This is a genomic window from Helicobacter pylori (genome assembly GCF_021062735.1).
GTDB classification, from domain to species: Bacteria; Campylobacterota; Campylobacteria; order Campylobacterales; family Helicobacteraceae; genus Helicobacter; species Helicobacter pylori_DN.
Window position 1 is genome coordinate 41703 of the sequence record NZ_JAHXLB010000012.1, and the last position, 10760, is coordinate 52462.

Consider the following 10760-nt stretch of genomic DNA (forward strand, 5'->3'; position numbering starts at 1 on the left):
AACTTGATTTTTGAAATCAAACAGACAGGAAAAAGCTACCGCTTGACTAAAATTCAAGCTCTTTACTATTTGTTTTCAGCCTTTTTTAATTCATCAATCACTTCCACTAACCCCGCAACCGCCTTTTTGATTTCTTCATGCGTGATAATATAAGGGGGCATGAGGTAAATGGTGTTGTTTAAGGGGCGTAATAACAAACCTTTTTTTAGAGCTTTTTTAAAAACCGCCAAACTCAAACGCTCTTTAGTTTGAATAAAAACTTCAAAGGCAAAGACCATGCCCAAATGCCTTAAGTTAGACACCACTTGTTGCTCTATCAAGGGTTTTAACGCGTTTTGGAGCGCGCTAAAAATAAACCCGCTTAAAGCCTTGTTCTTTTCAATAACATTTTCTTTTTCAAAAATATCCAGCGTGGCGTTCGCGCATGCGCATGCTAGGGCGTTTCCTGTGTAGCTGTGCGAATGCAAAAACGCTTTATTTTCTTCATAGGGGGCATAAAATTGGTTATAGATTTCATTGCGGGTTAATAGCGTGCTTAAAGGCAAATACCCCCCACTAATCCCCTTAGACAAGCATAAAAAATCAGGCTCAATCTCGCATTGTTCATAAGCAAACATGCTCCCTGTGCGCCCAAACCCGGTAGCGATTTCATCAAAAATAATGTGGATATTTTTTTGCTTGCACAATAAAACGGCTTGTTTTAAATATTTTGCGCTATAAATATGCATGTTCCCTGCGCATTGCAAAAGAGGCTCTGCAATGAAGGCGCAAATTTCTTCATGATGCTTGTCTAACAAACGCTTTAAAGCGTTCAAACTATTTTCTATCTCGCTATCGTTTTTAGGCACGGGTGTGGTGAGATTCTTGAGCAATAAAGGGGTGTAAGTGTCTTTATAAAGTTTCACATCGCCCACGCTTAACGCTCCCAAAGTCTCGCCATGATAGGAATTAGAAAGCGATAAAAAAAGCTTTTTGCGGCGCGTTTGGTTTTTTAAAAAATGGGCGTGATAGCTCATTTTCAAAGCGATTTCAATGCAAGATGAGCCGTTATCCGCATAAAAGCATTTATCCATACCGGTGAGCTGGCAAAGCCTTTGAGAGAGCGTGATAATGGGCTTATGGCTAAAAGAAGCCAAAAGGACATGCTCTAGATTATCAATTTGATTTTTAAGCTGCTGGCTGATGTAGGCGTTATTATGCCCAAAAAGATTCACCCACCATGAACTGATTAAATCCATGTAAGCGTTATCATTAAAATCATAGAGGTAAATCCCTTGAGCCTTTTTAATGGGGATAATGGGGGAATTTTGATGCTCTTGCATTTGCGAGCAAGGGTGCCAAAGATACTCCAAATCCAAAGCGGCTAAATTTTCTTGAAAATTCATGTTAAAAACTCTCTATAATAAGGATAATTTTAATAACCTTTGGTTAAAATAGGGTTATTTGATTTTACTATAAGGTTGTTTAAACCTGAATTTCACATTTTTGATTTTTTAAAAGGGATTAGAGTTCTTATGATTGAATGGATGCAAAATCATAGAAAGTATTTAGTGGTTACAATATGGATAAGCACGATCGCTTTTATTGCTGCCGGGATGATAGGCTGGGGGCAATACAGCTTTTCTTTAGACAGCGATAGCGCTGCCAAAGTGGGACAGATTAAGATTTCTCAAGAAGAATTAGCCCAAGAATACCGCCGCCTTAAAGACGCATATGCTGAGTCTATCCCTGATTTTAAAGAACTCACTGAAGATCAAATCAAAGCCATGCATTTGGAAAAAAGCGCTTTAGATTCGCTCATCAATCAAGCCTTATTGAGGAATCTCGCTTTAGATTTAGGGCTTGGCGCTACGAAGCAAGAAGTGGCCAAAGAAATCAGAAAAACGAGCGTTTTTCAAAAAGATGGCGTTTTTGATGAAGAATTGTATAAAAATATCTTAAAGCAAAGCCATTACCGCCCCAAGCATTTTGAAGAAAGCGTTGAAAGGCTTTTAATCCTTCAAAAAATCAGCGCTCTCTTCCCCAAAACCACTACCCCTTTAGAGCAATCCAGCCTATCGCTTTGGGCAAAATTGCAAGACAAATTAGACATTCTTATCCTAAACCCTAATGATGTTAAAATCTCTCTTAATGAAGAAGAGATGAAAAAATATTACGAGTCCCATAAAAAGGATTTTAAAAAGCCCACGAGCTTTAAAACACGCTCTTTATATTTTGACGCTAGTTTGGAAAAACCTGATTTGAAAGAGTTGGAGGAATACTACCATAAAAACAAGGTGTCTTATTTGGATAAAGAGGGGAAATTGCGGGATTTTAAAAGCGTTCAAGAGCAAGTCAAGCATGATTTAAGCATGCAAAAAGCGAATGAAAAAGCCTTAAGGAGTTATATCGCTTTAAAAAAAGCGAACGTGCAAAACTACACCACGCAAGATTTTGAAGAAAACAACTCCCCCTATACTGCTGAAATCACGCAAAAACTCGCCGCTCTCAAGCCCCTTGAAATCCTAAAACCAGAGTCTTTTAAAGATGGTTTTATTGTGGTGCAACTCATCTCTCAAATTAAAGACGAATTGCAAAATTTTAATGAAGCTAAAAGCGCTCTTAAAACCCGCTTGACTCAAGAAAAAACCCTTATGGCGTTGCAAGCTTTAGCTAAAGAAAAGCTTAAGGATTTTAAAGGCAAAAGCGTGGGCTATGTAAGCCCTAATTTTGGAGGCACTATTAGCGAACTTAACCAAGAAGAAAGCGCTAAGTTTATCAACACCCTTTTTAACCGCCAAGAAAAAAAAGGGTTTATTACTATTGGTAATAAAGTGGTGCTCTATCAAATCACAGAACAAAATTTCAACCACTCCTTTAGTGCAGAAGAAAGCCAGTATATGCAACGTTTAGTCAATAACACTAAAACGGATTTTTTTGATAAAGCGTTGATAGAAGAATTGAAAAAACGCTATAAGATAGTCAAATACATTCAATAAATGCAAGGGGAAATCATGGAACATAAAGAAATCGTTATAGGGGTTGATATAGGCTCTAGAAAGATTTGCGCGATAGTGGCTGAATTTAAAGAAGGGATTTTGCGCATCATTGGCACCGCCCATCAAGACTCTAAAGAAATCAATTCAAAAGCCATTAAAAGAGGGCGTATCAATAGCCTTGCTCACGCTTCTAACGCCATTAAAGAAGTGATCAATAGCGCTAAAAAAATGGCAGGTTTGAACGCTGATGAAGACAGGAATAACCCCATTTCATCCTTTAGGGAATCGTATTACCCTAAAACTAAAGCGATTGTTTCTTTTTCTGGGGCTTATACTGAAAGCATTAGAGATATCACCGGTGTGGCTAGCACTAAAGACAATGTGGTTACTATAGATGAAATCAATCGCGCTATCAATAACGCATGCGCTAAAGCAGGCTTAGATAATGATAAACATATTTTGCATGCTCTCCCCTATCGCTTCACTTTAGACAAACAAGAAGTGAATGACCCCTTAGGAATGAGCGGGACTCGCTTAGAAGTCTTTATCCACATTGTCTATACAGAAAAAAACAACATTGAAAATTTAGAAAAAATCATGATCCAATCTGGAGTAGAGATTGAAAACATCGTGATCAATTCTTATGCAGCCTCGATTGCCACCTTGTCTAATGATGAAAGGGAATTGGGCGTGGCTTGCGTGGATATGGGCGGAGAGACATGCAACCTTACGATTTATAGCGGCAATTCCATACGCTATAACAAATACTTACCCGTAGGCTCTCACCATTTAACCACGGATTTATCGCACATGCTCAACACCCCATTCCCTTACGCTGAAGAAGTTAAGATCAAATATGGGGATCTTTCTTTTGAAGGCACAGAAACGCCCTCTCAAAATGTCCAAATCCCTACCACCGGCTCTGATGGCCATGAAAGCCATATTGTGCCGCTTAGTGAAATCCAAACTATCATGAGGGAAAGGGCTTTAGAAACTTTTAAAATCATCCACAGGAGCATTCAGGATAGCGGCTTAGAAGAGCATTTGGGTGGGGGCGTTGTGTTAACCGGTGGGATGGCTTTAATGAAAGGGATCAAAGAATTAGCCAGAACCCATTTCACTAATTACCCGGTGCGTTTGGCGGCCCCTGTGGAAAAATACAATATCATGGGCATGTTTGAAGACTTGAAAGATCCTCGCTTTTCAGTCGTGGTTGGCTTGATTTTATACAAAGCAGGGGGGCATACCAATTATGAAAGAGACTCTAAAGGGGTTATCCGCTACCATGAAAGCGATGATTACACAAGAACAGCCCATCAATCAAGCCCTACCCCCCATATCCATTCATCGCCCACAGAAAGGAATTTGAGCGATTTAAAAACCTCTAACGCTCCTTTAAACACCGCTAAAAACGATGACTTCTTGCCTATAAAACCCACCGAACAAAAAGGTTTTTTTAAAAGTTTCCTTGATAAGATTTCTAAAATCTTTTAAGATACAGCCATTTCTTTATGCGATAAAAACGCCTTGATAGTTATCAAAAGCCAGAAAACATGGTATAATCTTTCAGCTATTTATCAAAGTTTAAGATTTGCAAAAATCGTATCTCAAGGGGAATGTGGCTATGGTTCATCAATCAGAGATGGAAAATTATAATATTGGTCAAGCGAGCATTGAAGAAGTAAGCGATCCAGCTTATAAAGGGGCTAAGATTGTTGTCATCGGTGTTGGAGGTGGAGGGTCTAACATGATTAAACACTTGGTTGAATACGGCGTGCATCAAGATGTTACCCCCATTGCAACGAACACTGATGGCCAACATCTCAAAAACAATCCCGCTCCGGTTAAAATCCTTTTAGGCAAAGAGTCTACTGGAGGTTTAGGTGCTGGAGGGGTTCCTGATATTGGTAGGAAAGCCGCTGAAGAAAGCGCTAATGAAATTAGAGAAGCGATTAAGGACGCCAAATTAGTCATTGTCTCTACAGGGCTTGGAGGAGGGACTGGGACTGGAGCCACCCCTACTATCGTTAAAATCGCAAAAGAAGTGGGAGCGCTCACGATTGCTATCGTTACCAAGCCTTTCAAATACGAAGGGTCTCAAAAAAGCAAGAAAGCCGAAGAGGGGTTAAAGGAGTTGGAGCAATCTAGCGATTCTATTTTGGTTATCCCTAATGATAAAATTCTTTTGACCATGAAAAAAAATGCCAGCACCAAAGAATGCTATAAGGAAGTTGATGATGTCTTGGTTAGAGCTGTGAGCGGTATTTCTACGATCATCACTAAGCCCGGTGATATTAATGTTGATTTTTCCGATTTAAAAAGCGCTCTTGGTTTTAAAGGCTTTGCGTTAATGGGTATTGGTGAGGCCACTGGCGAAGAATCCGCTAAATTAGCAGTGGAAAATGCGATCCAATCGCCTCTTCTTGATGACGCTTCTATTGATGGGGCTAAGAGCATTATTGTCTTTTTTGAACACCACCCTGATTATCCTATGTATGCTTATTCTCAAGCTTGCATATCTATTCAAGAACGAGCCAATCAAGATGTTGATGTTAAGTTTGGCCAACACACGAGCGAGAGTATCCCCATTGATCATGTGCGCGTTACTATCATTGCAACCGGTGCTGAAAGAAACAGCGGTGGAGCGGGTTTGGAATCTATCGCTACGCCCTCTCAGCCTGTGGTGAAACAAACAAGAAAAGTGGGTAATAGCGATTTTTTAAGAATCCCTACTGAAGAAGAACTATCCACACCCACAGCCATAAGAATCCAGCAAGATTAATTGCAGATCTCGCTTTTTCCCCTATTTTTATAGGGTCATAATAAAGCGGTTTGTTGGGTTTGCTCTCATTTATTTTTTTAGAATAAAATTAAAAAGCTTTGATTTTAATGGGTGTGCTAGTTTTTAGAGCGTTTAGGGGATTTTAAGGCGCTTAAAGGGGAAATTATCCCAAAAAAACACCCCCTAGTCAATGAAACGCTAGAAACCCATTTGGCAAAAACCAAGGGCTTTGTTTTTCACACTCACCACCCCTGAAACTATACGCTCCATTATAGATTTGTGAGGTTAATGCATTTTTAATTTGATTGAGTTCTGCATTCTTAAGGACGGATTTGGGGGACTTCAATGACTAGATGATTGAACGCTTCACCGCTTTATCAATCTCAAAGATAAAATCATATAAGTGGTGTCTTTAATCAAAGCATAAACTAGGTCTATGTTTTCTGTTTGTCTTATCGCTAATAAGGTGTCGTGGGATAATTTCGCGCTCACATTGATGAACTGATTGAGTAGGTCTTGTTCGTTAATGGAACAATACCCAGTGTTAGTATCAAATTGATTAGTTTTAAGGGGTTTGGGTTTGTATGTGTTATCTAGAACGCTATCCATAGTAAAGGAAGCGTTCAAGTCGTAGGAGTATCCAGGAACCCACTTGCTCCAATTTTCCCAACTACCCCTAGTTCCTCTTATTTTTCTCTGCCCGTTCTCTATCAAATTGGCTTTTAATTTAGCAAGAACACTGTTAGGGTAATGTCTTTTTGTTCGGTTGCCTTATAAGTTCTTGCTATACTTTCATAGGTAGAGAATCCAAACCTAGCGGATTTAGATTTATCATCTCTTTTGATTTTATCTTTTTTAGTTTCGCTGTAGCTGTGTTTAGCAACGCTACGCATAAACTCCGTGAAAGCAATCAAAAAATCAGGGTTTGACTGACCATTAGGTAAGGCTTCATCAGCGATAGAGTTCCTAAATTTAGGGTCTTTTAATTCAGCAAAGGGTTCTCCAAGTCTTGTTTTTTCCCCATCAAGCATCAAGTAGGGGTAAGGGGTAGTGCATATTAAAGTGAATACAGCCCCACGCTTATCTTTAGGGCTGTTGATAATAATGCTGTCTTGGTTGAACTCCCTACCCAAATTCACTATGATGTCTTTGAACTGATTTTTATTATGGAATGGTTTGAGTTCAAAACAAATGAAGCTAGTTTCTATGTTAGCTTGTGGCATACCTGCTTCTCTGTATAACCTTTAACAATTTTGTATCCTATGTAGCCCTTGTATAGGTCTAGCTTTTTTCTCAACCACTTGGTTCTTTTTTCGTTATCAGTGTTAGTGAGCATAAAGGGTTTTAAAAGGGCTTCAACTTCCTCTTTTTTCTCGACCTCTGTTGTCGCATTCAGTTCTAAAATCTTGGTGGCTTCTTTTAATCCATAATCCGCAATAATGGCTTTATCGTTATAAGTCCTACAACCAGAGATAACCGCTACTGGGCAGTTTAGCATCCGATCGCATAATCGGCTCATAGATAAAGCGGTGGTATTCATTTTTTGAGCCATAGTCAAATCATCATAATGCACCAGGTTATTGTCTCTTTTTGATCTTGTGTTTAAAACGGCTCTTAACACTGACTTTTTCTTATCATACTCGTTTAATTGAACGGATAGGGGTTGGTTAGAGTTGACAGAGATTTTAAAGAGAGGTAGTTGGCTTTTAGCTTCCTTGTATTCCTTAAAGGCGGGCATCAATGAGAGATGATAACGAGTTAGAATTGATAGGGTTTTTTTCGCTATTAAGCTAACTTGGTGCGTTTAGAATTATTAGCACCGATGAAAAGGTTTTTAAAATCGCTTGACATAGGGTCTCCTTTAAAATTCAAGTATCACTGCAATCAATGCGTCTCACACCAATCACTTAGAAGAGTCTTGATTTTTAATAGCAATATCTAGCTTGTTGAAAGGGATTTCAATGTGGTTAGCGTCTAGAGCGTTTTTGATGCGTTCAATGAGTTCGCTGCGCACATTAAAGATCCCGTCTTCAATCTTTGCCCAAACTCTAATGGTGAAATTCAATGAGCTGGATCCAAAATCCGTGATTCCAATAAAAGTGGGCATGTTTTTATCAATTTTTTCCATTGTATCAATAACATCTTTTATCGTCTTATGCACCAGTTCAATATCGCTCCCATACCCTACCCCACAAACCCATTCAATGCGCCGACATGCCGTGTTATTGCTATTGATAATATTAGAATTAGCGACACTTCTATTGGGTAAAACCGCCAAACGCCCGTCATGCAAGCGTAAAGAAGTGTTAAAAAAATTAAGCGCTTCTACTTTGCCCTCTAGGCCAGAGATTTCAATGATGTCTCCTTTTTTGAAAGGGTGTAAAATAATAAGGATTATCCCTCCAGCAATGCTTGAAAGGTAATCTTTTAAAGCCAACGCCACCGCAATCCCCACCGTTCCTAAAACAGTGATAATAGAGGTGGTTTGCACGCCTAGCGTGCTGAGCGCAATGATTGTGGTGATGATAAGGATTAAGATAAAAGTAACCTGCGCGACAAAATTCGCTAAAATCTCATCCTTTTTGGATAAAAGTTTCAAGGTTTTGTTTTGTAAGAAAAACGAAAAATAAAAACCTATACAAAAGACAACAACAGCCTTGATCAAGATTATCCCAAAATGCTTTGCCTGTGGGAAAAAATCCACTAACAGCGTTTTAATTTCATCCATAAATCTTTCCTTGCAAATCACAAAATCGCTAACAGAGACAAGATAACTTACCCTTATGTAGCTAATTTTGACATGTTAGCATGTTTAGGACTAACCTTATTACCACAACTCAAACGCCTAACCCAATGCCAGTGTCAAAGGGATTGGCTTTTAGCACGCTGTCTAATGAAAAAGGGGTTTTTTAGTGTTAAACCTAGAGATTACTTTACGCACACCCCCTACTTGGTAGCTACCGCTCACTATATGGCAATGGTTTTTCCCTAGCTTGGCTTTAATGGATTTTATCGTTACGCTATCAACAGATACCGCTCTATAAGATTTTCGCATAAAAGCTATGATGTGTTTAAAAGTCTCTGAGTAATTCTTTAAGAATTTAGGGGAGTTGGGGCTTTCTCAATTTTGGTCAATATTGATGTGGTTAGCAATCTTAATTTTTTGACCCCTTTTATAAGGCTTATAACCTTCACCCTTCCTTTTTCTCAAAGAATGCGGATTTTAAAGGGTAGTGAAATACAACCACGCTTCAGAGCTGTTGCTAGTAGAATACACCACGCTATCTTGTTTGTATTGGTATCCAAGCTCTCTAATGGTTGTCAATAAATCCACACCTAATGCGTAGATAAGAAAGCTAGGTTCTTTACTGCCTTGATAAACGCCATTGACTTTAATATAACCGATTTTTGGGTATAGCTTTTTAATATCCGCTTCTCATTCCTTGTTTCTTTGGACATTCTCTGCATCGCTCATTAGGTATTTAGAAAGGATAGTACCAACAGACCCACTTATAATAATCCACAATCATATCAGCGGCGGTATCAAACCCTTCATCTTGCCATAAGCTCAACTTAAACTCTCTGTTAGCTGAAAGACACAAGCACTCATCGTTATATAGATGTTTATACAATCTAGAAAGGAGCGGTTATGCTGTATTTTTCTTTTTTAGTCAGCTCATCAAACGCCTTTAAGTTAGGGTTATTCATAGCTTCACTTAAAGTCGTTTTTAAAGTCGGTTTGATTTTGTAAGTTTTCATAGCATTGATGAGACTTTGACTGACTTTATCGCTTGTAATGTTGAAATTTTTCATGGGTTAGTTCCTAGAACGCTATCCAACCTGAACGCCTTTTTCATATCCACATAACCGGAAAGTGCTTATTACCCCACCCGTTGTGCTAGTTTTCATTCTATTAGCGTCAAGTTTGGCTTTTAAACTCTGTAAGGTGTTTTCGGCTATTTGTGTGGGTTTATAGAAAAAGAACTTCTTTCCGTGTATTTTTGAATAAGCACTTTGGAATGATTTAGTGCTAGGGTTTATATCTTTACCAAAACTGACAAGCTCTGATTTTCCTATTAACTGACCGAATTTACATTTCCTGTGTATTTTGCCAGAGAAGCCATAAGCCTCAACCCCATCAAGGTTTGGTGTGGTGCAAATGAGACTAAATCTAGCATAAACCTTACCGCCTTTTTCTACCATTTCAGGACACCACGCAATGCTGTCTTGCTCGAATTTGTTTCCTAATTTGATGAGTTCTGCTCTTAAATCAAAGCGATGGTCTTTGAGCGTATAGACAAAAAAGAAACTTCATTACTAGGAATATCGCTAGCTTTTTCTTGGCAAGAACCTTGAATAGTAATAAATCCCACTTCAGGGTATAACGCTCTTAAGAGAGACTTGAGGTGTTTAGTCCGCTTCATATTGGTTTCTCTAGTATAATTCCCCATGAATACTGAAACAATTCCGCATTGACCCTCTATCATATGTTCATAAACCCTAGATAGACCCGCAGCGCTCAAGTCAGCCCTTTCTGCTTCTGTGAAAGCTATTGTTCTTTTTAAGTTAGGGTTACTCGCTCTCAATTTAGCGAATTTTTCAGCCGTCCCATAATGATTAATTCAGGTTCAGTGCCATTCTTTAACTCTGACTTTTTAACATTTTAAAACCACTAGACATTGACTACCTTTTCAAATTTATTTATTATAGTTGTTATCTTACACTAATTATATAGGGATAAAAACCCAAGAAACTAAAAATAGTGATACTATATAAAACAAAGTAAAACATACCAATGCGTGTTATCAAACCATTAAAAACAATAAAAAAACTTAAACAAAATAAGCAAGCAAAAACCTTTAAATAAAACAATAAAACCCCAAACCAAAACAACTAAAAACAAAAAAAATGAAAAAAGCAACAGAAAAATAAAGCACTAAAATATAATCAATAATGAAATTAAATAAAAAGCAAGATTAAAAAACATTTCCCTATCCCTG

11 protein-coding genes are annotated in these 10760 nt (G+C 38.3%); 3 read left to right on the top strand and 8 right to left on the bottom strand.

What is annotated here, in order from left to right:
• Positions 1 to 65: 65 nt before the first annotated feature.
• Positions 66 to 1385, bottom strand: coding sequence for an adenosylmethionine--8-amino-7-oxononanoate transaminase (locus KX581_RS06220; RefSeq protein ID WP_231175870.1), 1320 nt, complete (start codon positions 1383 to 1385; stop codon positions 66 to 68).
• A 129-nt stretch (positions 1386 to 1514) separates the two neighbouring features.
• Here KX581_RS06220 and KX581_RS06225 point away from each other — a divergent pair, with 129 nt between their 5' ends.
• The 3 genes from KX581_RS06225 to ftsZ all read left to right on the top strand — a co-directional run bounded on the left by KX581_RS06225 (position 1515) and on the right by ftsZ (position 5760).
• A complete protein-coding gene (locus tag KX581_RS06225) occupies positions 1515 to 2978 on the top strand; it encodes a peptidylprolyl isomerase (RefSeq protein ID WP_231175871.1) in 1464 nt (487 codons plus the stop codon).
• A 15-nt stretch (positions 2979 to 2993) separates the two neighbouring features.
• A complete protein-coding gene (gene ftsA, locus KX581_RS06230) occupies positions 2994 to 4472 on the top strand; it encodes a cell division protein FtsA (protein WP_231175872.1) in 1479 nt (492 codons plus the stop codon).
• Between the two features lie 130 nt (positions 4473 to 4602).
• Positions 4603 to 5760 (top strand): cell division protein FtsZ, encoded by a 1158-nt coding sequence (ftsZ, locus tag KX581_RS06235; protein ID WP_000233623.1) that lies wholly within the window; start codon positions 4603 to 4605, stop codon positions 5758 to 5760.
• Positions 5761 to 6126: 366 nt separating this feature from the next.
• Here ftsZ and KX581_RS06240 read toward each other — a convergent pair whose 3' ends face one another.
• The 7 genes from KX581_RS06240 to KX581_RS06270 form a co-directional block, all read right to left on the bottom strand.
• Positions 6127 to 6369: a hypothetical protein gene (locus tag KX581_RS06240; RefSeq protein WP_001875112.1), complete on the bottom strand. Its 243-nt coding sequence runs from the start codon at positions 6367 to 6369 to the stop codon at positions 6127 to 6129.
• A gap of 113 nt (positions 6370 to 6482) precedes the next feature.
• Complete coding sequence (locus KX581_RS06245; protein WP_053574731.1) at positions 6483 to 6983, bottom strand: hypothetical protein; 501 nt, start codon at positions 6981 to 6983, stop codon at positions 6483 to 6485.
• A complete protein-coding gene (locus KX581_RS06250) occupies positions 6965 to 7498 on the bottom strand; it encodes a hypothetical protein (protein ID WP_231175873.1) in 534 nt (177 codons plus the stop codon). The genes KX581_RS06245 and KX581_RS06250 overlap by 19 nt, the downstream gene beginning before the upstream one ends.
• Before the next feature lie 165 nt (positions 7499 to 7663).
• Positions 7664 to 8488, bottom strand: coding sequence for a small-conductance mechanosensitive channel MscS (gene mscS / locus KX581_RS06255; protein ID WP_231175874.1), 825 nt, complete (start codon positions 8486 to 8488; stop codon positions 7664 to 7666).
• A gap of 905 nt (positions 8489 to 9393) precedes the next feature.
• Positions 9394 to 9573: a hypothetical protein gene (locus KX581_RS06260; RefSeq protein ID WP_000787875.1), complete on the bottom strand. Its 180-nt coding sequence runs from the start codon at positions 9571 to 9573 to the stop codon at positions 9394 to 9396.
• An 18-nt stretch (positions 9574 to 9591) separates the two neighbouring features.
• A complete protein-coding gene (locus KX581_RS06265; RefSeq protein WP_231175875.1) occupies positions 9592 to 9963 on the bottom strand; it encodes a hypothetical protein in 372 nt (123 codons plus the stop codon).
• A 62-nt stretch (positions 9964 to 10025) separates the two neighbouring features.
• Positions 10026 to 10283, bottom strand: coding sequence for a hypothetical protein (locus KX581_RS06270; RefSeq protein ID WP_001271272.1), 258 nt, complete (start codon positions 10281 to 10283; stop codon positions 10026 to 10028).
• Positions 10284 to 10760 lie beyond the last annotated feature (477 nt).

What these genes read in the sequence shown, in the direction of transcription:
- KX581_RS06250 (WP_231175873.1), bottom strand. Translation starts at nt 7,498, where the DNA reads ATGCCCGCCTTTAAGGAATACAAGGAAGCTAAAAGCCAACTACCTCTC.
- mscS (WP_231175874.1), bottom strand. Translation starts at nt 8,488, where the DNA reads ATGGATGAAATTAAAACGCTGTTAGTGGATTTTTTCCCACAGGCAAAG.
- KX581_RS06245 (WP_053574731.1), bottom strand. Translation starts at nt 6,983, where the DNA reads ATGCCACAAGCTAACATAGAAACTAGCTTCATTTGTTTTGAACTCAAA.
- ftsZ (WP_000233623.1), top strand. Translation starts at nt 4,603, where the DNA reads ATGGTTCATCAATCAGAGATGGAAAATTATAATATTGGTCAAGCGAGC.
- KX581_RS06240 (WP_001875112.1), bottom strand. Translation starts at nt 6,369, where the DNA reads ATGGATAGCGTTCTAGATAACACATACAAACCCAAACCCCTTAAAACT.
- KX581_RS06260 (WP_000787875.1), bottom strand. Translation starts at nt 9,573, where the DNA reads ATGAAAAATTTCAACATTACAAGCGATAAAGTCAGTCAAAGTCTCATC.
- KX581_RS06265 (WP_231175875.1), bottom strand. Translation starts at nt 9,963, where the DNA reads ATGGTAGAAAAAGGCGGTAAGGTTTATGCTAGATTTAGTCTCATTTGC.
- KX581_RS06225 (WP_231175871.1), top strand. Translation starts at nt 1,515, where the DNA reads ATGATTGAATGGATGCAAAATCATAGAAAGTATTTAGTGGTTACAATA.
- ftsA (WP_231175872.1), top strand. Translation starts at nt 2,994, where the DNA reads ATGGAACATAAAGAAATCGTTATAGGGGTTGATATAGGCTCTAGAAAG.
- KX581_RS06220 (WP_231175870.1), bottom strand. Translation starts at nt 1,385, where the DNA reads ATGAATTTTCAAGAAAATTTAGCCGCTTTGGATTTGGAGTATCTTTGG.